General features: G+C 60.6%; 19 protein-coding genes and 2 pseudogenes. 11 read left to right on the top strand and 10 right to left on the bottom strand.

Features of this window, described 5'->3' with window-relative positions:
* Positions 1 to 26: 26 nt before the first annotated feature.
* Positions 27 to 1184, bottom strand: coding sequence for a PQQ-dependent sugar dehydrogenase (locus U5A08_RS13255; RefSeq protein WP_253395465.1), 1158 nt, complete (start codon positions 1182 to 1184; stop codon positions 27 to 29).
* A gap of 22 nt (positions 1185 to 1206) precedes the next feature.
* Entirely contained in the window at positions 1207 to 1524 is a 318-nt protein-coding gene (locus U5A08_RS13250) for a hypothetical protein (RefSeq protein WP_321851874.1), read from the bottom strand.
* Between the two features lie 270 nt (positions 1525 to 1794).
* Between U5A08_RS13250 and ligD the strand changes: the two are divergent.
* Positions 1795 to 2805, top strand: a pseudogene (ligD, locus tag U5A08_RS13245) (DNA ligase D); the annotation flags it as partial.
* 18 nt (positions 2806 to 2823) lie between these two features.
* Here the strand turns inward: ligD and lpxO are convergent.
* Together lpxO and U5A08_RS13235 are read right to left on the bottom strand one after the other, a co-directional pair.
* The gene (lpxO, locus tag U5A08_RS13240) at positions 2824 to 3723 is read right to left on the bottom strand and encodes a lipid A hydroxylase LpxO (protein WP_253395461.1); all 900 of its coding nucleotides are present in this window, start codon (positions 3721 to 3723) and stop codon (positions 2824 to 2826) included.
* A 260-nt stretch (positions 3724 to 3983) separates the two neighbouring features.
* Positions 3984 to 5327, bottom strand: a complete 1344-nt coding sequence (locus U5A08_RS13235) for an LPS O-antigen chain length determinant protein WzzB (RefSeq protein WP_253395458.1) — start codon at positions 5325 to 5327, stop codon at positions 3984 to 3986.
* A 375-nt stretch (positions 5328 to 5702) separates the two neighbouring features.
* On the opposite strand from U5A08_RS13235, the gene U5A08_RS13230 reads away from it, so the two are divergent.
* Positions 5703 to 6089: a TIGR03067 domain-containing protein gene (locus U5A08_RS13230; RefSeq protein WP_321851870.1), complete on the top strand. Its 387-nt coding sequence runs from the start codon at positions 5703 to 5705 to the stop codon at positions 6087 to 6089.
* Positions 6090 to 6223: 134 nt separating this feature from the next.
* Here U5A08_RS13230 and U5A08_RS13225 read toward each other — a convergent pair whose 3' ends face one another.
* Positions 6224 to 7036 carry a class I SAM-dependent methyltransferase gene (locus tag U5A08_RS13225; RefSeq protein ID WP_253395454.1) on the bottom strand — a complete coding sequence of 271 codons (813 nt, stop codon included), beginning with the start codon at positions 7034 to 7036 and terminating at the stop codon, positions 6224 to 6226.
* 3 nt (positions 7037 to 7039) lie between these two features.
* On the opposite strand from U5A08_RS13225, the gene U5A08_RS13220 reads away from it, so the two are divergent.
* From U5A08_RS13220 to U5A08_RS13205, 4 genes and pseudogenes are all read left to right on the top strand, one after another.
* Positions 7040 to 7495 carry an NAD(P)H-dependent oxidoreductase gene (locus U5A08_RS13220; RefSeq protein ID WP_321852219.1) on the top strand — a complete coding sequence of 152 codons (456 nt, stop codon included), beginning with the start codon at positions 7040 to 7042 and terminating at the stop codon, positions 7493 to 7495.
* A gap of 29 nt (positions 7496 to 7524) precedes the next feature.
* Positions 7525 to 7776, top strand: a pseudogene (locus tag U5A08_RS13215) (site-specific integrase); the annotation flags it as partial.
* A 20-nt stretch (positions 7777 to 7796) separates the two neighbouring features.
* Positions 7797 to 9383 carry an ABC-F family ATPase gene (locus U5A08_RS13210; protein ID WP_253395450.1) on the top strand — a complete coding sequence of 529 codons (1587 nt, stop codon included), beginning with the start codon at positions 7797 to 7799 and terminating at the stop codon, positions 9381 to 9383.
* A gap of 163 nt (positions 9384 to 9546) precedes the next feature.
* Positions 9547 to 10722: an MFS transporter gene (locus tag U5A08_RS13205; protein ID WP_321851867.1), complete on the top strand. Its 1176-nt coding sequence runs from the start codon at positions 9547 to 9549 to the stop codon at positions 10720 to 10722.
* On the opposite strand, the gene U5A08_RS13200 is transcribed toward U5A08_RS13205, so the two are convergent.
* Complete coding sequence (locus tag U5A08_RS13200; RefSeq protein ID WP_253395446.1) at positions 10716 to 11753, bottom strand: alpha/beta hydrolase family protein; 1038 nt, start codon at positions 11751 to 11753, stop codon at positions 10716 to 10718. The two genes, U5A08_RS13205 and U5A08_RS13200, sit on opposite strands and share 7 nt — an antisense overlap.
* Positions 11754 to 11982: 229 nt before the next feature.
* The gene (locus U5A08_RS13195; RefSeq protein ID WP_321851866.1) at positions 11983 to 12594 is read right to left on the bottom strand and encodes an FMN-dependent NADH-azoreductase; all 612 of its coding nucleotides are present in this window, start codon (positions 12592 to 12594) and stop codon (positions 11983 to 11985) included.
* A 124-nt stretch (positions 12595 to 12718) separates the two neighbouring features.
* Here U5A08_RS13195 and U5A08_RS13190 point away from each other — a divergent pair, with 124 nt between their 5' ends.
* Positions 12719 to 13627, top strand: coding sequence for a LysR substrate-binding domain-containing protein (locus tag U5A08_RS13190; protein WP_321851865.1), 909 nt, complete (start codon positions 12719 to 12721; stop codon positions 13625 to 13627).
* A complete protein-coding gene (locus tag U5A08_RS13185) occupies positions 13624 to 13980 on the top strand; it encodes an MmcQ/YjbR family DNA-binding protein (RefSeq protein ID WP_253395440.1) in 357 nt (118 codons plus the stop codon). Before U5A08_RS13190 ends, U5A08_RS13185 begins: the two co-directional genes overlap by 4 nt.
* On the opposite strand, the gene U5A08_RS13180 is transcribed toward U5A08_RS13185, so the two are convergent.
* Both U5A08_RS13180 and U5A08_RS13175 read right to left on the bottom strand, forming a co-directional pair.
* Positions 13969 to 14352, bottom strand: coding sequence for a DUF1294 domain-containing protein (locus tag U5A08_RS13180; RefSeq protein ID WP_321851863.1), 384 nt, complete (start codon positions 14350 to 14352; stop codon positions 13969 to 13971). The genes U5A08_RS13185 and U5A08_RS13180 overlap by 12 nt on opposite strands.
* Positions 14349 to 15179, bottom strand: coding sequence for an undecaprenyl-diphosphate phosphatase (locus U5A08_RS13175; protein ID WP_321851861.1), 831 nt, complete (start codon positions 15177 to 15179; stop codon positions 14349 to 14351). Before U5A08_RS13175 ends, U5A08_RS13180 begins: the two co-directional genes overlap by 4 nt.
* A 229-nt stretch (positions 15180 to 15408) precedes the next feature.
* On the opposite strand from U5A08_RS13175, the gene U5A08_RS13170 reads away from it, so the two are divergent.
* The 3 genes from U5A08_RS13170 (at position 15409) to U5A08_RS13160 (ending at position 18293) form a co-directional block, all read left to right on the top strand.
* The gene (locus U5A08_RS13170) at positions 15409 to 17043 is read left to right on the top strand and encodes a methyl-accepting chemotaxis protein (RefSeq protein WP_253395434.1); all 1635 of its coding nucleotides are present in this window, start codon (positions 15409 to 15411) and stop codon (positions 17041 to 17043) included.
* Between the two features lie 168 nt (positions 17044 to 17211).
* Positions 17212 to 17778 (top strand): nicotinamide riboside transporter PnuC, encoded by a 567-nt coding sequence (gene pnuC / locus U5A08_RS13165; RefSeq protein WP_253395432.1) that lies wholly within the window; start codon positions 17212 to 17214, stop codon positions 17776 to 17778.
* A complete protein-coding gene (locus U5A08_RS13160; protein ID WP_247396943.1) occupies positions 17775 to 18293 on the top strand; it encodes an AAA family ATPase in 519 nt (172 codons plus the stop codon). The genes pnuC and U5A08_RS13160 overlap by 4 nt, the downstream gene beginning before the upstream one ends.
* 109 nt (positions 18294 to 18402) lie before the next feature.
* Here U5A08_RS13160 and ggt read toward each other — a convergent pair whose 3' ends face one another.
* Positions 18403 to 20133, bottom strand: a complete 1731-nt coding sequence (gene ggt, locus U5A08_RS13155; RefSeq protein WP_321851857.1) for a gamma-glutamyltransferase — start codon at positions 20131 to 20133, stop codon at positions 18403 to 18405.
* Positions 20134 to 20142: the final 9 nt, after the last annotated feature.

Below are 20142 nucleotides of genomic sequence, written 5' to 3'. Positions count from 1 at the left end.
CAAGCGTGAAGTTTGCGGCTTATTGCTCAATCCTGGTTCAGGCCCACTCGGTACAACACCCCATCATCCTCATCGGTCAATACATACAAAAAGCCATCCGGCCCCTGCCGCACGTCGCGAATCCGCGCATTCAAACCGCCCAGCAAGCGTTCTTCATGGATCGCCTTGTCGCCATCGAACTGCAGGCGAATCAGCTCCTGGCTGGCCAGTGCGCCAATGAACAGATTGTGCTGCCACGCCTTGAAGCGGTCTGCATCGTAGAACGCCATGCCACTGATAGCCGGGGATTTCTCCCACACGTGGTGTGGCGCCACGGTGCCTTCCACCGCCTCGCCTTTGGCCTCGGGGATCGGCATCAGCGAATAGTTGATACCGTGGGTCGCCAAGGGCCAGCCGTAGTTCTTGCCGCGCTCGATGATGTTGATTTCGTCGCCGCCACGCGGCCCGTGCTCGTTTTCCCAGAGCGTACCGCTCCACGGGTTCAGCGCCAGGCCCTGCGGGTTGCGCTGGCCGTAGGACCAGATTTCGGGGCGCACGCCCGGCTGGCCGACAAAGGGGTTGTCATCCGGCACGCGGCCGTCCGGGTAGATCCGCACAACCTTGCCTTGCAGCTTGTCCAGGTCCTGGGCGGTGGGTCGGTCGTTGTTTTCACCCAGGGTGACGAACAGGTAGCCGTCGCGATCAAAGGCCAGACGCGAGCCGAAATGATTGCCGGTGGAGAGCTTGGGCTCCTGGCGCAGGATCACCTTGAAGTCGCGCAAACCGCTCAGGTCATCCGCCAACCGCCCGCGGCCAACCGCGGTGCCGGCCGTGCCGCCCTGACCGCCACCTTCGGCATACGACAGGTACACCAGGCGGTCCTGCTTGAAGTCCGGCGACAGCGCCACATCGAGCAATCCACCCTGGCCCTTGGCCCAGACCTGCGGCACACCGGTCAGCGGCGCAGACAACTTGCCGTCCGGGCTAACGACCCGCAGGTGGCCGGGACGTTCGGTGACGAGAAAGCCTTGTTTGTCCGGCAAAAACGCCACAGCCCACGGGTGATCCAGGCCTTTGGCGATCGGCGTGGCGCTGATACTGCCTTGTTCACTGGGAAATTGCTGGGCCTCGGCGGCATACACCGTCGTCAGCGACAATAAGGTGCTTGCACAACACGCGGCGAGCAGGGTTTTGCGTAGAAACATAAGACGGGGTCCTTACCGGCACTCAAGGCCGGCGATTGCCGTTGGCGTCAACCGTGGGGGCTTTGGTTTCGGTCGCGGGGCGGCTGGGAACAGCCTCGCGTTGCGGATAGCGATTACCGATGCCGCCGTTTTCCAGGGTCGGCGTGCGCGTGGTCGGCCCGGTCTGGATGCCGCGAACTGCCGGCGCATTGGGCTGGGTGCCCTGCATACTGTTGGGATTGGCCCGGTGGATCGGGCTATTGTTGGCGTCATTGCTGCCGGGCAGGTTTTGCGCCTGGGCACTGGCGCAAAGCGCCAGGCCTAGCGCCAACGCTGCAAGATGTCGCACACAGGTGATCATGACAAAGCCTCTTGGGACGAGGAGTACGTGCTTTCGATACCACGCTACGCTTTGGGTTCGGCTTTGGTAACTAAATAGTTTCTCATCAGGTGTAACAGGTTCTGTCTGCGCATCCGCCCGCCGAAACTTTCGCCGAGCCCTGGGCGTCAACGGAACACCGCCTTTACTCAAGACAACATCAGGGTTCTGGTTATGAAGAAGGCCAAAGCAGGCAAGATCGAAAACGCGGAATCGGAACAGTCGCTGCTGATCAAAGAAAAGGACCGGCACGCCCGCCCGGCCAGCGACTACGACATCACCGAAGCCCAGCCCCAAAGCGTGCTCAGCGGTGCCTGCGTGGGGAACGCCAGGCCTACATCCGCGCCGCAAAAGAGCGCCGCGTGCGTCACGCTAGCCGGTGTGCAGATCACCCACCCCGAGCGCATCATCGATCTGGCCAGCGGCACCCGCAAGCTGCAACTGGCGCAGTTTTACCAGAGCATCAGCGAATGGCTGCTGCCCTTCCTGCGTCACCGCCCCGTGTCCTTGCTGAGAGCGCCAGAGGGCATCGACGGCGAACAGTTCTTCCAGAAACACTCGGAGCACCTGGCGATTCCCCATATCAGGCAACTGGACCAGCGCCTGGACCCGGAGCATGCGTGCCTGATGCAAATCGACAGCCTCGCCGCCCTGATCGGTGCGGTGCAGATGGGCACCGTCGAGCTGCACACCTGGGGCGCCACCTCGGACAAGATCGAAACCCCGGACCTGTTCGTCCTTGACCTCGACCCCGATCCGGCCCTGCCGTGGAATGCCATGCTGGAGGCGGCGCAGTTGACCTTGTCGGAGCTCGACGAGTTGGGCCTGCAAGCCTTCGTCAAGACCAGCGGCGGCAAAGGCCTGCACCTGATCATCCCGCTGGCGCGCCGCGATGATTGGGCCACCGTGAAAGCCTTCGCCAAAGCGATCGCCCAGTGCATGACCCAACGCCTGCCGGAACGCTTCACCGCCACCTCAGGGCCGAAGAATCGACAGGGCAAGATCTTCATCGATTACCTGCGTAACGTGCGCGGTGCCAGTACGGTGGCGGCCTATTCGGTGCGCGCACGCCCCGGCCTGCCGGTGTCGGTGCCGGTCAGTCGCGAGGAGTTGACGGGATTGCGCGGCGCCCAGCAGTGGACGGTCGCCAACCTGCAACAGCGGCTGCAGGGTTTGAAGGACGACCCGTGGGCGGGTTATGCCAATCGGCAGAAGCTCAGCAAAAAGATGTGGAACACGTTGGGCGCGACGCCACCGCAGTGAGTCGCGCCGCCTCGAGGTTCAGATCAGGATGAAGATCAGCGCAAACACCGCGAAAATCGCCCATTTTTCCAGGTAGTAGCGCGTGCGGTTACGCTTCTTGAGTTCCTTGCCGCGCAGGCGGATTTTGTACAAGCGGCTAAACGCACGGTTCAGACCGCCGGTCTTGTCGCCCGCGTCGTTCGGCGCGCCTGCGGCCGCCATCACCGTGCGGCTGAACCAGCGGTTGAACGCGGCCGCCCAGCGGTACTTCATTGGCCGCTCGACGTCACAAAACAAAATGATGCGGTTCTTCTGGGTGGCGTTTTCTGCGTAGTGGATATAGGTCTCGTCGAACATCACCGGCTCGCCGTCGCACCAGGAATAGTTCTCGCCGTCCACATTGATGTAGCACCCCGGATCGTTGGGGGTATCCAGGCCCAAGTGGTAGCGATAGGAGCCGGCGTAAGGGTCACGGTGGCGCACCAGCTTGGAGCCCGGCGGCAACTCGGCGAACATCGCGGCCTTGACCGAGCCGATGCTCTGCAGCAACTCGGTGGTGCGCGGGCACAGCTTCATCGCCGAGGGGTGGCTGTCGCCATACCATTTCAGGTAGAAGCGCTTCCAACCCGACTTGAAGAACGAGTTGAAACCGACGTCGTCGTATTGGTCCGAACGCTTGATCGCGCCCGCTTGCATCAGGGTCTGGGCTTCCTGGCGGATTTCTTCCCAATGCTCCTGCAGCGGGCTCAGGTCTGGGAAATCGCTGGGCGAGAGATACGGTCGGTTGGGTAGCTTGGAGAACAAGTAGAGAAAGCAGTTGATGGGCGCCAGGAACGTAGAGTGATCGCTGAGCTGGCGTCTCAGTTTATGCCGCACCCGGCCACGCAGGTGGACATACGCAATAGAGGCAACGTAGAGGAAAACAATAATGAGTTTCAATGGATTTCGTCACAAGTCAGGAGAAAACAGGCTGCTCCTGCGGGCCCACGACGGCCGAGGTTGGATAGCAGCACATGAAATCACAATTCACATAGAGGCGGCACGACCGGCGGATAACCCTTTGGTTCATTGCCATCGCCCGATATTTAGCCACATTTTGTAACTAAAGGTTAACTAAGAATTGTGAAGAGCTGTCCACTGATTGTAATGGGAGGCCGGCACGCGGGCTTGTCATGGGACAAGCCCTCTCGCGTTAAACGTTACAGCAGCGGCTGATCATCCTTGCGCTCACGCCGGGAAAAGCGCCCGTCTTCCAAGCTCGAATAAGGCACGGTTTCGCGTCGGGTCAGCACAAAATGGCGGACCAGTGCGACGAACAAACCGAGGATTAACCCCGCAACCAGGCTCAAGGCGATCACCAGGGCTTTTTTCGGTTTGATCGGGGCCAGTGGCTCTTGGGCGCGGCGGTCGACGGTGACCAACTTGAGGTCGCTCATGTCGATGTTGAGGTTGCGCAAGCGCGCAACTTCTGCACGAAGCGGTTCAACATCCTGCAGGAAGATATCTTCATTCCCACGCTTGCGCAGCACCTCAACCTCACGGTTGACCTCCAGCAGTTGCAACTCCTTGCCGATCTCGGCGACGCGAGGGTTGGTGAAGTCGTCACTGGTCCGCTGTTGTAACGCAACGCGCTCGGCTTCAAGGGCTTCGGTGCCGAGGAAGTAGAGCGGGATCTTCTGGTTGTTGACTTCGGTACGCATCACCTGGCTCGAGCCGCCGCGCGACGCATCCGCCATGGAAGACGGCGTAGTCGGCGTCTTGATCCCCATGGACTTGGCGATGGCAATGGCTTCCGACAATTCCGCCAGGCGGTTGTTACGCTCCATTTTCATTTGCAGGCGCAGGGCACTGAGTTCATCTTGCAACTGGGCGCGCTTGAGTCGGTCATCTTCCAACAACTTGGCGATCTTCGATTCCTTATCGGTATCATAGTTGGCGCGCGCCGCGTCAATCTTGCCTTTGAGTTCATTCAGGCGGTTATTGACGATCACCTTGAGGTCCGCACCGACTTGTGAGCGCTCTGCCGCAATGGCGTAATCGACAAAGCCGTTAAGAATCGCCACACCGTCCACATCGGCCGGGTACTGCAACTCCAGGCGGATATAACTGCTCAACGAGTCTGCCTTCTTCGGGTCCGGCAGAATCAATTTGACCGAGTTGCGGTTGAAGTCTTCAAAACTCTGCTCCAGGCTTTGCCCTGGCGTCTGGAACGCAGTGAACAATTGCTCATGGGATTTAAAAAAGCCCAGTCTCGCCTCATAAGAGTCCAACTGCGCGCCCACCTTCGACAACGCATCGGCCGGTGGCAGTTTGTAGACTTCGGAACGGTTCAACGCATCCAGTTCGTTGATCGCCGCCGGGCGCAAGACACTGCTGACCTCATATGTCCGCGGCGCCAGGAAGGCATAGCCGACTCCGAGCACGCCCGCCAGAACCGTACACCCCACTACCAGTTTTTTTTGCTGCCAAATCGAGTGAAACAGTTCAAGCAGGTCGATTTCATCTGAAGAGCTAGAAGCCGTATGCGGGGAAGTTCGATTCAAAATGAAAGCACCTTAAAAATGATACTAAACGGCCATCACCGCCAAAGACCTAAACAATCCAAGGAACAACGCCCTGAAGCCCACAGAGCAGGCCAACCAATAGCCATCTGACCTCTTAGCCAGACGAAAAATCCCACGCTATTAAAGTTTGTTTCCCTTCATCAAAGCGATCATTGCCACTGGCGTTCATCAAGTAGGAATATTCTTGTCACAAGAGTAGTCAAAAGTTTGTTAAATAGCTGCTGGTACAGGGAAAATTCGAGATAAAAGACTGATAACACGAAGTATCCTACAGATGAACCTGTGCATACCGGGCTTGTTCTGACCATTCGGTCACCCTATTCAGCCGATGTACCTCAACAAAAAGGAATTTGTATGACAGCCATTTCCGATCCGGACTACCACGACCTCCAAGGCACCTGGGAACAGATCTCGCTCGAAGACAGCGGCGAACTCAACCCCGCTGACGCCCATAGCGCCCCCGGCGCGCTCACCACCATTACGGGTGATCGCTTTGAAGTGCTCACCGTTGACGGCGAGCGCCTATTGGCCGGCCGGTTCTTCCTGGACAGCACCACCCGTCCCAAAAGCATCACCTGGATCGATGCCATGGGTGACGACGCGGGCAAGGCACTGCCGGCCAGCTACCGCCTGGAAGGAGACGAATTTGTGTTCATCGCAGCGGATGAAGGCATGCCGCGACCGCGTACTTTCAGTACCGGCCCCGGGCAGACAATGCGCACATTTGTGCGTAGACCCTGAACCCCGCGCCCATCTGAACTTGCGACGGGATTTTCACAGGGCCTTCACTTTCCGGTCTATAGGGTGAAGCCTACCTACTCCAGTGAATCCCTTAGCCCGCCCCCCAGCGGGCTTTTTTTTACGCGAAAGACTCTTCAGGGAAGGCGTTTGGTCGCCGTCAGGGTAAAACACAGCGGCAACTGGGCCGCCTGCCCCTCATACTGGTCATAGAGTTCTTCGCGATTTGAATGCGGGTACTCTTGCAGATGACCGATCTGCAACCCCGCCGCAATCGCTGCGCTGACCACGCTGCCCAGGGTGTGTACAAACCAGTAGGACGTCGGCCCCTCGACAGCGCCCAGCCCTTCATAGACGATCGACTCTTGCAGCACAAAAGGCTCACGCTGGAAGTACGAACTGGCCGGCAGCAGCGGATTGGCCGCCAGTGGGTCGAACACTTCCAGGAACGGGTGGGTTTCGTACATCACCAGGGTGCCGCCGGGCTTCAGCGTTGTGGCGACCTGGCGCATGAACAGCGCTACATCCGGCATCCAGCCCAATACACCGATGGTGACCAGGGCGATATCGAAGCGTGCATGCAGGCGCTCGGGCAGATGGTGGATATCGGTTTCGATGAACTCCGGGCTGTGGGGTGAGAGCGCCGCCAGTTCCTGAGCCTGATCGAGAAAGGCGCGGGATTGGTCCACGCCGACGACCGTGCGCGCGCCCAGGCCGAATAACGACAAGCATTCGCGGCCGTTGTTACAGCACAATTGCACCACGTCCTTGCCGGCAACGCCGACGTCTCGCAGCAAGACGGTGAGGGTCGGGTCCAGGCACGAAAAACCCGGTTCGGCGACCGAGTCGAGCAGCGTCCTCCAGGTATCCGTGGCTTTGTGCAGCCGGGCGGATTCGTCCCAGGCGTCCTTGTTGCTGGCAATCGCCTGTTGGGCTGAGGGCATGTCCATTGCATCTCCAGAGAGTCAGTTACAGCGAGCTACCCTAGCGGGGCCATCAAAATACGGGATCTCACGGACACCCCGCTTACGTTCGTGACAGCCCCCTGGCTACAGGCTTACTTCACCCCCGAAACCCGACATTCGCCTGAAATGAAAGCGGTGTTACGGCTATCCGATGAGCTTGTGGCCGAGTTGCTGGAAACCGATCACGTGGTTATTTCAACGCCAGTCTACAACTATAACGTCCCAGCAGCGCTCAAGGCCTGGGTCGATCATGTGGTACGTAAAGGCCTGACCCTGGGTTTTCATACGACGGCACAAGCACGTCGCGCCTATTCCAGATTTTCAACACTCAGGTTTCAACCGATCAAGCTCACCGTCAAGGGCGGCGATAAACGTTTCCTGAAAGGGTTACGTTGGTTTGCGCCAATCGCTAGTCCGAATCGGTTTGGCCCGCTCGCTCGGTGAGCAGATAAACCGATTGCCCCCCTCCCGCGCGGCAGTGGGTTCCAACACGGAAAGCATTGAACATCCGTCGTCGACTGCCATACAACTGTCGTCACACCTATGCGACAATATGCATTATGTCTGGCATGAACCCCGCCTTCATTTCCCAGCAGCTCGGCCATAGTGTGCAGATGCTGCTCTCGACTTATGCGCGCTGGATCAACTCAAGCTCGGACTGGAGCGAATCGGAAGCGCTCCAGATTGGCCCAAAATTGGTCACAGCTCAAATAAGCGCACCCTAAGCTATTGATAGGTAAAGTAATTGATCTCCACAGCTAACATCACCATGCAGTTCGGCGCCAAGCCGCTCTTCGAGAATGTCTCGGTCAAATTCGGCGCCGGTAACCGTTATGGTTTGATCGGTGCCAACGGTTGCGGCAAGTCGACCTTCATGAAAATCCTCGGTGGCGACCTTGAACCATCCGGCGGCCAGGTCATGCTGGAGCCGAATGTGCGCCTGGGTAAACTGCGCCAGGACCAGTTCGCCTATGAAGAATTCACCGTGCTCGACACCGTGATCATGGGCCACGAAGAGCTGTGGAGGGTCAAGGCCGAGCGCGACCGTATCTACTCGCTGCCGGAAATGAGCGAAGAAGATGGCATGGCCGTGGCCGAGCTGGAAACCGAGTTCGCCGAGATGGACGGCTACACCGCCGAATCCCGCGCCGGTGAACTGCTGCTGGGCCTGGGTATTCCCCTGGAGCAGCACTTCGGCCCGATGAGCGAAGTCTCCCCAGGCTGGAAACTGCGCGTGTTGCTGGCCCAGGCGCTGTTCTCCGACCCTGAAGTGCTGTTGCTCGACGAACCGACCAACCACCTGGACATCAACACCATCCGCTGGCTGGAAAACATCCTGACCCAGCGCTCCAGCCTGATGATCATCATCTCTCACGACCGTCACTTCCTGAACAGCGTGTGCACCCACATGGCTGACCTGGACTACGGCGAGCTGCGCCTGTTCCCGGGCAACTACGACGAATACATGACCGTGGCGACCCAGTCCCGCGAGCAACTGCTGTCGGACAACGCCAAGAAAAAGGCGCAGATCTCCGAATTGCAATCCTTCGTCAGCCGCTTCTCGGCCAACGCCTCGAAAGCCAAGCAGGCCACTTCCCGTGCCAAGGCGATCGACAAGATCCAGCTGGCCGAGGTCAAGCCTTCGAGCCGTGTGAGCCCGTTCATCCGTTTCGAACAAACCAAAAAGCTGCACCGCCAGGCGGTCATCGTCGATCGCATGGCCAAAGGCTTCGACGGCAAGCCGCTGTTCAAGGACTTCAGCTTCCAGGTTGAAGCCGGCGAGCGTGTGGCGATCATCGGCCCGAACGGTATCGGCAAGACCACCCTGCTGCGCACCCTGGTCAACGAACTGACGCCGGATGCCGGCAGCATCAAGTGGACCGACGCGGCCGAGCTGGGCTACTACGCCCAAGACCACGCCCACGACTTCGAAGACGACATGAGCCTGTTCGACTGGATGGGCCAGTGGACGCAGGGCGAGCAAGTGATCCGCGGCACCCTGGGCCGCATGCTGTTTTCCAACGACGAGATCCTCAAGTCGGTCAAGGTCATCTCCGGTGGTGAGCAAGGTCGCATGCTCTTCGGCAAGCTGATCCTGCAAAAGCCGAACGTGCTGATCATGGACGAACCGACCAACCACTTGGACATGGAATCCATCGAAGCGCTGAACCTGGCGTTGGAAAACTACCCGGGCACGCTGATCTTCGTCAGCCACGACCGTGAGTTCGTATCGTCCCTGGCCACCCGCATCATCGAGTTGAGCGCCAGCGGCGTGATCGACTTCAGCGGCACCTATGACGACTACCTGCGCACCCAAGGCGTGGTGTTTTAAGCACAGCGACTAGCGGTTAGCGCCAAGCGGCAAGAAAAAGCCCCGTCCACTGTGATGGGGCTTTTGTATCTGTACGGGTCAGCCGGCTTAATACTTAGCCTGCTTTCTTTTCTCCCAAGCCCTTGCGATGATGCCCTCACCGCCCTCCCGCGAACGAGTGCTCATGCCTGCCGCCGCCCCCAGCTCAGTGTCGATCACCCTGCAGATCGTCTCCATCGTCTTCTATAGCTTCATCGCCTTTCTCTGCATCGGCCTACCGATCGCGGTGATCCCGGGCTATGTGCATGAGCAACTGGGCTTCAGTGCGGTGGTGGCCGGGATGACCATCGGTTCGCAATACCTGGCCACCCTGCTCAGTCGCCCCATGGCCGGGCGCATGTCCGATACCGTGGGCACCAAACGTGCGATCGTGCTGGGCCTGGCGGGCATCCTGGTCAGCGGCGTATTGACGCTGCTTGCCACACTGCTGCAGAGCCTGCCGCTGTTGAGCCTGGGCATCCTGATCGTCGGTCGTTTGTTGCTTGGCGTGGCCCAGGGCCTGATCGGCGTAGGCACCATCAGTTGGTGCATGGGCCAGGTCGGCGCCGAGCACACGGCGCGCTCGATTTCCTGGAACGGCATCGCGTCCTACGGCGCCATCGCGATTGGCGCGCCGCTGGGGGTGGTGATGGTCGCCGAATATGGCTACAACAGCCTCGGCATCGCCCTGTCGGTGCTGGCGGCGTTGGGCTTGGTGCTGATCCGCAATAAACCATCAGTGCCGGTGGTGCGCGGTGAGCGCTTGCCGTTCTGGGCGGTGTTCGGCCGTATCGCACCGTTTGGCGCCAGCCTGTGCCTGGCATCCATCGGCTACGGCACCCTGACCACCTTTATCACCCTGTACTACCTCAATCGCGGCTGGGCAGGCGCGGCCTATTGCCTGACGGTATTTGGCGTGTGTTTCATCGTTTCGCGCCTGGTGTTTATCTCAGCCATCAGCCGCTTTGGCGGCTTCAGGGCAGCGATTGCCTGCATGGTCATCGAGACCCTGGGCCTAACGCTGTTGTGGCTCGCGCCGTCTACCGGCGTGGCGTTGGTCGGTGCAGGGCTGACAGGCTTTGGTTTATCCCTGGTGTACCCGGCGCTGGGCGTGGAAGCGATCAAGCAAGTGCCCAGCAGCAGCCGTGGCGCGGGGTTGAGCGCATACGCGGTGTTTTTCGACCTGGCCCTGGCGATTGCCGGGCCATTGATGGGCGCGGTGGCGTTGAACCTCGGCTACGGCTGGATCTTCTTCTGCGCGGCGCTGCTGTCGCTCACTGCGTTGGGCGTGACCTTGCTGCTCAAACGTCGCGCTTACTGATCCGCCGTTTGCAAGCCGGCACGGGTGGACCGCCCGAGGGTCTGAGTGAAAAAGCGCCCGGCTTCGGAGCTCAGATCGCGGTGAATGCCTTCGCGGTCGACGCCATCGGCATCGGTGCAGATCGCCGGCATCAGCGCCAGTTGAGCGCTGTCGCAGGGCGCCATGAACACGAAATGCCCGGCCCCGGCCAGCAGTTTGAAGTCCGGCGGCTCGGGCAGCTTGCGCGCCAAAGCGGCGGCGTTCTTGTCCACAGCCACCAGTTTGTCGCCGTCACCGCTATAGAGCAGCACCGGCACATGGACGTCGGCCAGGGTGTGGCGGCCGAACATCAAACTCAGCGGCGCCATCAACATCAACGCGTGAACGCGTGGATCGGCTTGTGGCTGCAGGTCATCACGGTCCACCACCAGCTCGCCGTTGGTGGTGCAGGCGTCGCGATCTTCCGGACGTTCCTGGCAATAGCGGCGCAGGCGCGCGAAATCGGGCTTGGCACCCGCCAGGATCAACGCGGTTTCGCCACCGGCCGAATAGCCGATGACACCTACCTGGTCGACGTTGACGAACGGTGACAGCATCGGGTCGCCCAGGGTCGCAGTGATCGCTTCGGAAATCTGGATCGGCCGCCCATACAAGTTGCTCACCGTACCCAGGCGGCTGTGATCCTTGTAGTTGTCGCCGGGATGCAGCACCGCCACCACCACAAAACCCTTGCGCGCCAGGGAGGTCGCCAGGTCATGCAGGGCCAGCGGCGTACCGGTGTTGCCATGGGACAACATCAGCATCGGGAAACGGCCTATAGCGATCTTCGAATCTTCCGTCGCCGCCACATGATACCCACCCACCTGAGTGGTGTGCTCAGGGTCGGTAGACGGATAGAACGCGACGGCCTTCATCGGTTGTAGATCCAGCGGGTCGAGAAAACTCATGCGGTGAAAGCCCACACTCCAATGCGGGTGCGGCGCAGGGGCGGCATGCACTGAAACCAGGCTGCCAAGCAGGGAAAGAACCAAAACAGCACAAAGACGCATCATGAGGATGTCCACCTTTGCTGCGCGATAACCGGCATGTCTATTTAAGATGTCCATGGTTCTGGGTACTCGCACCGAGTGATAAACCCATGCGTGCATAACCTGGGCCAAAGTAAAGACAGCGGGCCAACGAAAAAACTCCGTACTCCGGTCGCGTTCAGGCGAGCAGAATACAGAGTTTAGGCGCCCGGCTTCAGATTGAAACCGAGCAACAACGAAATTTACACAAGCCTTACGCGGCGGCGAACAATTGTTCGTTGATGACAACGTTGGCGTCGCTCAGGGACTTGCTACGGAACTCATCGCCATACGCCAGGCCGTGGGCGCGGACGAATTCGATGTCGGTGATACCGAGGAAGCCCAGCATCACTTTCAAGTATTCCTCGTGGGCCACGCCCGTTGCCTGGCCAACATGCAAGCCGCCGGACGTGGAGACGATGATGACTTTCTTGTTGCCGCACAGGCCTTCCGGCCCGGCTTCGGTGTAGCGGAAGGTCTGGCCGGCCACTGCAATGCGGTCGATCCAGGCTTTGAGCTGGGACGGGATGGTGAAGTTGTACATCGGCGCGGCCAGCACCACGGCGTCGGCGGCGAGGAATTCAGCCAGGGTCGACGCACTGAGGTCGGCTTCGCGCTGCTGCGCGGCGTCGCGCAATTCGGCTGGCGTGCCCAATGCAGCCAAGGTGGCGCCAGAGAAGTGGTTGATGCCTTCGTTGGCCAGGTCACGGTAAGTCACTTCCACACCCCGCTCGGCCGCTTGCCAGGCCTTGACCACGCCGGCACTGAGCTGGCGCGAGGCCGAGTTGTCGCCGAGGATGCTGGAATCGATATGCAACAGTTTCATGGGGAAGCTCCAAATAGGATCAGCGGTGCGGATTAGATGGTGTTAATCCTACGCATGAAACTAATAGCCGATAAGGTAGTTGAAATGCGATAGTTCGTCCTACTGACAGGACAATAGGCCGACCATGCAAGACCTCAATGACCTCTACTATTTCGCCAAAGTCGTGGAAGCCGGCGGCTTCGCGGCGGCCGGTCGCCTACTGGGGATTCCCAAATCGCGGCTGTCGCGACGGATCGCCGAGCTGGAAGCACGCCTTGGCGCGCGCCTGCTGCAGCGCACCACCCGGCAACTGACCCTGACCGCCGTCGGCGAGCGTTATCTGCGCCATTGCCAGGCGATGCTGCTGGAAGCGGAAATGGCCGATGAGGCGGTCGCCAGCATGTCCAGCGAACCCCGTGGGCGGCTGCGGGTGAGCTGCCCGGTGGGCTTGGCCCAGAACATCCTGCCGGAGCTAGTCGCCGGTTTTCTCGCTGCCCACCCCCTGGTCCAGATGGAAATGACCCTGGTCAACCGTCGGGTCGACCTGGTGGCCGAGGGCATTGACGTGGCGTTGCGCGTGCGCGAGCTCGGCGACGAAGACCCGCTGCTGGTCACCAAGCGCCTGCGCCAGGCCCAGACGCTGCTGGTCGCCAGCCCGGACCTCATGCGTGGCCGACAGGTCGACAACCTCGACGACCTCAAGCAATTGCCGGTGCTCGGCGCCCTGGAAGCCGACCGCATGGTCCACCTGCGCCTGCTCGACCCCCAAGGCAGCGCCGAAGACCTGGTGATGGAAGCCCGCCTGGGCATTGATGACTTCATCGTGCGCAAAGCCAGCGCACTCAAGGGCCTGGGCTTTACCGTGCTGCCGATGATGTATTGCGAAGAAGAACTGGCCAGCGGCCAACTGGTGCAACTGCTGCCGCAATGGTCGCTGCCGGGGGGCTGGTTGCAGGCCGTGTACCCGCATCGCCGTGGCGTGCTGCCGGCGATTCGCGCGTGGATCGATTACCTGGAAGAAGGCTTTAATAGCTGTGGAGACCGCCTGTTATGAACATGACCGAAGAACACGTCGCGCACTTCTGCCTGAGCCTGCCCGGCGCGCGGGAGGACTACAAATGGGGTGGCGTGCGGGTGTTTTCGATTGCCGGCAACAAGATGTTCGCCGTGCAGAATCTACGGGGCGACTCGTTGGCGTTCAAGGTCGACAAGGAACTGTTCCTGGGCCATGTGGACCGCCCGGGCATCCACCCGGCGCCGTACCTGGCGCGCGCGCAGTGGATCATCATGAACACGCCCTACCCGTTGGGCGCCGAGGAATTGCGTGGCCTGTTGCAGCGCTCCCACCAGTTGGTGGTGAGCAAATTGCCCAAGCGCACGCAGATCGGGTTGTTGCTAGAGGACTGACCACAGCGTGCCGCTGAGGAACATCTGGTCAAGCCAGAACACCTGGTGCAACAGCACGATCACCCAGAACAGCACCTGATAAGACACCTTGCGCGTCTTGTGCCGGAACACCTGCTGGGCAATCAGCGCCCCCGGCCATCCGCCCGCCAGCTCGACGGCGTGCAGGATGTTTTCCGGGATGCGCCGAGCATCGGTGCGCGCCTTGCGCTTGTCGCTCCAGTACAGGAAAAACGCGATCACGCTGACCACGCCATAGGCCACCAGCGGCATCACGGTCTCGCCGCGATGCCACACCAATACCGAGCCCAATAATGGCGCCGCGCACAACAGCGCAAAGATCAGCGCCTTCAGGCGTGGGTGCTGAATCATCATGCCTTGGCCGCAGACCAATCGATCCAGCCGAACTGCCAGGTCGCCAGGATCAGCAAGCCGAATGCAATCCGATACCAGGCAAACGCTGCGTAGCTATGGTTGGCGATGAACTTGAGCAGGCCCTTGACCGCAATCATCGCGAAGATGAACGAGGTAACAAACCCGAGGGCGAACACTGGCAGGTCCGCCGGCTGGAACAGGTCGCGGTACTTATAGCCCGAGTACACCGCCGCACCGACCATGGTCGGCATGGCCAGGAAGAACGAAAACTCGGTGGCGGTCTTGCGCGACAGGCCGAACAGCAGGCCGCCGATGATGGTCGAGCCCGAGCGCGAGGTGCCCGGAATCATCGCCAGGCACTGGGCAAAGCCAACCTTGAGCGCGTCCTTCCAGGTGATCTCATCGACGGTTTCGGCATGCACTTCATGCTGGCGACGCTCCGCCCACAACATCACGATGCCGCCCAACACCAATGCAGTGGCGACGGTGATCGGGTTGAACAGATAGTGGTGAATCAGGTCGGCGAAAATCACCCCTAGCACCACGGCCGGCAGGAACGCGATCAGCAGGTTGACGGTAAAGCGCTGCGCATTGCGCTGGGTCGGCAAGCCGGTGACCACGTCGAGGATCTTGCGCCGAAACTCCCAGACCACCGCCAGAATCGCGCCGAGCTGAATGATGATGTTGAACGCCATGGCGCGTTCGCCGCCAAAGTCGAGCAAGTCGGCGACGATAATCTGGTGGCCGGTACTGGAGATCGGCAGAAATTCAGTCAGCCCTTCTACCACGCCGAGTATCAACGCCTGTGCGGCGGTCCACAAATCCATACTTCCCCCAAAGGTCTTGCTCTACGACAAGCCTCGTTAGTCTTTTTAATGGTTCACTGACGATGAGCACGCTAAAGGCCCGGTGTTGATATTCAACGCCGGTCTGCAAAAATTCCGTGAAAAATCAGGCAGCACTCAGGTTTTTCGATTTCAGGCCGAAAGCCTATCAGACAAGGCGTAAAAGTCGATGCAACGCCGAGAATTATAAAAAGCACGGAGTGACAGGACGATGAACAGTTTGCGCAATATGTCGATCAGCCGCCGTCTTTGGTTGATCCTAGTAGTCGCCGTGCTGATGCTGTTGACCCTGGGTTTGCTGATGCTCCAGCAGATCCATGGCGACCTCTATCAAGCCAAACGCCTGCAGACCCAGCACGTCGTAGAGACCGCCAGTGGAATCCTGACGTTTTATCACAGCCTCGAAACCAGCGGCGCCATGACCCGTGAAGCGGCACAGAAACAAGCGCTGAGCGCGGTGCGCGGCCTGCGCTATAACCGTAATGAGTATTTCTGGATCAACGACCTGACGCCGGTGATGATCATGCACCCGGCCAACCCCAAGCTCGATGGTCAGAACCTCTCGTCGATTCGCGACCCGAACGGCTTTGCGATATTCAACGAGTTCGTGAGCCTGGCCAAGGCCAAGGGTGCCGGCAACATCAATTACAGCTGGCCGAAGCCGGGTGCTGAAGCGCCGGTGAAAAAAACCTCGTATATCCAGCTGTTCGAGCCATGGGGCTGGATCATCGGCTCCGGCGTGTATGTGGATGACGTGCAAGCCGAATTCAACGTGCAAGTGTGGAAAGCCTCAGGTATCGGCCTGGGCATCGCCGTGGTCATGGCCCTGCTGGTCTCGTTGATTGTGCGCAGCATCGTGCGCCCGCTGCAGGCGGCCGTGAGCGCCATGGCCAATATCGCCAGCGGCGAGAGCGACCTGACTCGCAGCCTCGACACCCATGGCCGCGACGAAGTCACCCAACTGTCCCAGCACTTCAACAACTTCACCGCCAAGCTGCGCCAGGTCGTCGGTCAGTTGCAGATGTGCGCCAATGCGCTGGGTCAGTCGTCCACGGAGATGGGCAATAACGCCAGCCAGGCCCATGACCGCAGCCAGCAACAATCGCAGCAGATGGAACTGGTGGCCACCGCGATCAATGAAGTCACCTACGGCGTGCAGGACGTGGCCAAGAACGCCGAGCACGCCGCCAGCGAAATGCGCGATGCCCAGGCCCAGGCCGAGCAAGGCCAAGTGAACATCGACAGCAGCTTGCAGCAGATCAACCAACTGTCCACCACCATCAGCCAGGCCGTGGAAGTGATTCGTACCCTGTCGAGCGAAAGCACGCAGATTGGTGGCGTGCTCGAAGTGATCCGCTCCATTGCCGACCAGACCAACCTGCTCGCCCTCAACGCCGCCATCGAAGCCGCGCGTGCCGGTGAGCAAGGGCGCGGGTTTGCGGTGGTGGCGGACGAAGTGCGGCTGCTGGCCCAACGCACGCAGAAATCCACCGCTGAAATCCAGGCCATGATCGAGCGCCTGCAAGGTCACTCGGAAGCGGCGGTCAAGGTCATCAGCGACAGTCACAGCGCTTCGCAACTGACCATCGAACAGGCCGGCCAGGCCGGTGCCAGCCTCACCGCCATCGGCCAGGCCCTGCTCAATCTCAATGGCCTGAACGCCTCGATCGCCAGCGCCACTCTGCAACAGGCCCACGTGGTCGAGGACATCAACCAGAACGTGACCCAGGCCGCCGGGTTATCCCACAGCACCGCAGTCGCGGCGGAACAGTCCAGCGTGGCCAGCGCGCACTTGCGCGGGTTGAGCGAGCAACTCGACGGCCTGCTGCGTCAGTTCAAGATCTAGCGCTGCTCAACATGTGGGAGGGGGCTTGCCCCCGATAACGGTGGGTCAGCTGCAAATATGCTGACTGATACACCGTTATCGGGGGCAAGCCCCCTCCCACATTTGCCTTCCTGCGTTTTGAAGATTGGTTACAATCCCCGCCCTCTCCCTCTCTCCCAAGGAACCGCCATGTCCGGGCTTGAACTGTTCGCCGCCGCGCTGGGGGTGATCGCTGTCTGGCTGACGGTCAAACAAAACCCCTGGTGCTGGCCCATCGGCCTGGTCATGGTGTTGCTCTACACCTGGGTGTTCTACGACGTGAAACTCTATTCCGACATGCTGTTGCAGGTGGTCTATGCCGCCCTGCAAGTCTACGGCTGGTGGCAGTGGACCCGACGCGCCGGGGACATCAAGCCAGGGCGCCAAGTCACCAGCCTGGGCTGGCCCGCGATCATGACCAGCCTGGCTATCGGCGCAGTCGGCAGCCTGCTGCTCGGCGCCGCCATGGCCCACTGGACCGACGCGGCCCAACCCTGGCTCGACGCAGCCCTCACCGGCTTCAGCCTGGTGGCACAGATGTGGATGGCGCAAAAGCGCGTGCAGTGCTGGCCATTGTGGATTGCCGTGGATGTGATTTTCGTCGGGCTGTTCCTCTACAAAGGTCTCTACCTCACCGCCGCACTCTACGCGCTGTTCACCCTGATCGCCGTGCAAGGCTGGCGTGAATGGCGCGCCGATCCGGCGTTGCGCGCATGAAGGTGGTGGTATTGGCCGGCCCCGAATCCAGCGGCAAAAGCTGGCTGGCCGCGCAGTTGCAAGCGCACTTTGGCGGGCTGATGGTAGGCGAATACGTGCGGCACTTCATCGACCACCATCAGCGTGACACCACGCTGGCCGACATCCCGGCCATCGCCCGTGGTCAACTGGCCTGGGAAGATGCCGCCCGCGCCGAGCGCCCTGCGCTGCTGATCCTCGACACGCACCTGCTGACCAACAAACTCTGGAGCCAGACCCTGTTCGGCGACTACCCGACGTGGCTTGACGATGAACTGCTGGCCCGCCACTACGACTTGCACCTGTTGCTGTCCCCCGAAGACGTGGAATGGACGGCCGACGGCCAGCGTTGCCAACCGGAATTGGCGGATCGTCGGGCGTTTTTCCAGGGCAGCCAGGATTGGATGCAGCAGCATCAACAGGCCGTGGTGGTGATCAGGGGAAATTGGGAAGAGCGCCGCGTCAAAGCCTTCGCGGCCGTCAAACAGATACTGTAGGAGCGAGCTTGCTCGCGAAAAACGCAAGAACACCGCGTTAATCCAGAACGCCCGCGTTATCGTTGACGCTCTTCGCGAGCAAGCTCGCTCCTACAGTGAGTTGCGGCGCTTAGTAGCCCAGCGACAGGCCGGTATTGCGACGCGGGTCATTCGCCCCGTAGAAACGGTTATTACCAACCGGCTTGCCACCCAATGACGGTGCGCCCACCAGGATCGCCGCCAAGTGGTTGGCATCCTGTGGCCCGGCAAACTTGTGGCCCCAGCTTTCGAGGATTTTCTGGGTATCCGGGCTGACCGCGAAGGTCTCGAGGTTGGTGGTGTCCGGCATCCACTGCTGGTGGAAGCGCGGCGCGTCGACGGCCTCCTGGATGTTCATCTTGTAATCGATGACGTTGAGAATGGTCAGCAAGGTCGCCGTAATAATGCGACTGCCGCCCGGCGTGCCGACCACCATCACCGCCTTGCCATCCTTGGTCACGATGGTCGGGCTCATCGACGACAGCGGCGCCTTGCCCGGTGCGATGGCGTTGGCGTTGGCTTCACCCTGGACCAGCCCGTACATGTTCGGCACGCCGACCTTGACGGTGAAGTCGTCCATTTCATCGTTGAGGATCACCCCGGTTTTGCTCGCCATCACCCCGGCACCGAACCAGTCGTTGAGGGTGTAGGTCACCGAGACCGCGTTGCCCCACTTGTCGACGATGGAATAGTGCGTGGTGTTGTTGCCTTCATGGGGTGCTACACCCGGCTTGATCGCCTGGGAGTCGCCAGCCTTGTTCGGTTCGATCGCGTCACGCAGTTTCGTTGCGTAGTTTTTGTCCAGCAGGTGTTCGATCGGATTCTTGACGAAGTCCGGATCGCCGAGGTAGCTGTTGCGGTCCACATACGCGTGGCGCATGGCTTCGATCTGGTAGTGCAGGCCCTGGGCCGAGTGGTAGCCCAGGTCCGCCATCGGGTAGCCTTCGAGGATGTTCATGATCTGGCAGATCACCACGCCACCGGAGCTCGGCGGTGGTGCCGAGACCACGTGGTAGCCACGGTAGTCGCACTCGATCGGCGCCAGTTCGCGGGTCTTGTATTTGTCGAGGTCGGCCTGGGTGATGATGCCTTTGCCGGCCTGGCTGGAATCCACCAGTGCCTTGGCAACCCAACCTTTATAGAAACCGTCACTGCCCTTGGCCGAGATTTCCTTGAGGGTCTTGGCCAGGTCTTTCTGCACCAGCTTCTGGCCGACCTGCAGCGGCTGGCCGTTGTGCAGGAAGATTGCGCGCAGGTCCTTGTCTTTTTCGAACTCGCCGGTGGCGGTGTGCAGCAGGTCGATATCGCCCTGCTCCAGCGCGAAGCCGTTTTCCGCCAGCTTGATCGCCGGAGCAATCACCTGGGCGCGCTTGAGGGTGCCGTATTTGCTCAGGGCCAGCTCCATGCCGGACACGGTGCCAGGGACGCCGACGGCCAGGTGGCCCTTGGCGCTCAGGCCTTCGACGACGTTGCCGGCCTTGTCCAGGTACATGTCGGCGGTGGCGGCCAGCGGGGCTTTTTCGCGGAAGTCGAGGAAGGTCTTGCGCCCGTCGGCCAGTTGCACGGTCATGAAACCGCCGCCGCCCAGGTTACCCGCCGCCGGGTACACCACCGCCAGCGCATAGCCCACGGCCACGGCGGCATCCACCGCGTTGCCGCCGGCCTTGAGTACATCCACACCGACATGCGTGGCCAAATGCTGGGCCGTTACCACCATGCCATTTTCACCGGCCACCGGGGCCTGGGAGGCGGCTTGCACACCGCTGACCGTCAACACCAGGGCGGTGGCAATCAAAGTACGGCTGAAGGGTTGATATTTCATCCTTGGCTA

Origin of the sequence: Pseudomonas paraveronii (assembly GCF_963681955.1) — a bacterium.
In the GTDB taxonomy this organism is placed as follows: domain Bacteria; phylum Pseudomonadota; class Gammaproteobacteria; order Pseudomonadales; family Pseudomonadaceae; genus Aquipseudomonas; species Aquipseudomonas paraveronii.
This window is presented reverse-complemented; position numbering and strand designations above follow the sequence as displayed.

Excerpts from the sequence above, each read along its gene's own strand:
- U5A08_RS13255 (WP_253395465.1), bottom strand. The coding sequence starts at position 1,184 with ATGTTTCTACGCAAAACCCTGCTCGCCGCGTGTTGTGCAAGCACCTTA.
- U5A08_RS13250 (WP_321851874.1), bottom strand. The coding sequence starts at position 1,524 with ATGATCACCTGTGTGCGACATCTTGCAGCGTTGGCGCTAGGCCTGGCG.
- U5A08_RS13230 (WP_321851870.1), top strand. The coding sequence starts at position 5,703 with ATGACAGCCATTTCCGATCCGGACTACCACGACCTCCAAGGCACCTGG.
- U5A08_RS13225 (WP_253395454.1), bottom strand. The coding sequence starts at position 7,036 with ATGGACATGCCCTCAGCCCAACAGGCGATTGCCAGCAACAAGGACGCC.
- U5A08_RS13205 (WP_321851867.1), top strand. The coding sequence starts at position 9,547 with ATGCCTGCCGCCGCCCCCAGCTCAGTGTCGATCACCCTGCAGATCGTC.
- U5A08_RS13200 (WP_253395446.1), bottom strand. The coding sequence starts at position 11,753 with ATGATGCGTCTTTGTGCTGTTTTGGTTCTTTCCCTGCTTGGCAGCCTG.
- U5A08_RS13195 (WP_321851866.1), bottom strand. The coding sequence starts at position 12,594 with ATGAAACTGTTGCATATCGATTCCAGCATCCTCGGCGACAACTCGGCC.
- U5A08_RS13190 (WP_321851865.1), top strand. The coding sequence starts at position 12,719 with ATGCAAGACCTCAATGACCTCTACTATTTCGCCAAAGTCGTGGAAGCC.
- U5A08_RS13185 (WP_253395440.1), top strand. The coding sequence starts at position 13,624 with ATGAACATGACCGAAGAACACGTCGCGCACTTCTGCCTGAGCCTGCCC.
- U5A08_RS13180 (WP_321851863.1), bottom strand. The coding sequence starts at position 14,352 with ATGATGATTCAGCACCCACGCCTGAAGGCGCTGATCTTTGCGCTGTTG.
- U5A08_RS13175 (WP_321851861.1), bottom strand. The coding sequence starts at position 15,179 with ATGGATTTGTGGACCGCCGCACAGGCGTTGATACTCGGCGTGGTAGAA.
- U5A08_RS13170 (WP_253395434.1), top strand. The coding sequence starts at position 15,409 with ATGAACAGTTTGCGCAATATGTCGATCAGCCGCCGTCTTTGGTTGATC.
- pnuC (WP_253395432.1), top strand. The coding sequence starts at position 17,212 with ATGTCCGGGCTTGAACTGTTCGCCGCCGCGCTGGGGGTGATCGCTGTC.
- U5A08_RS13160 (WP_247396943.1), top strand. The coding sequence starts at position 17,775 with ATGAAGGTGGTGGTATTGGCCGGCCCCGAATCCAGCGGCAAAAGCTGG.
- ggt (WP_321851857.1), bottom strand. The coding sequence starts at position 20,133 with ATGAAATATCAACCCTTCAGCCGTACTTTGATTGCCACCGCCCTGGTG.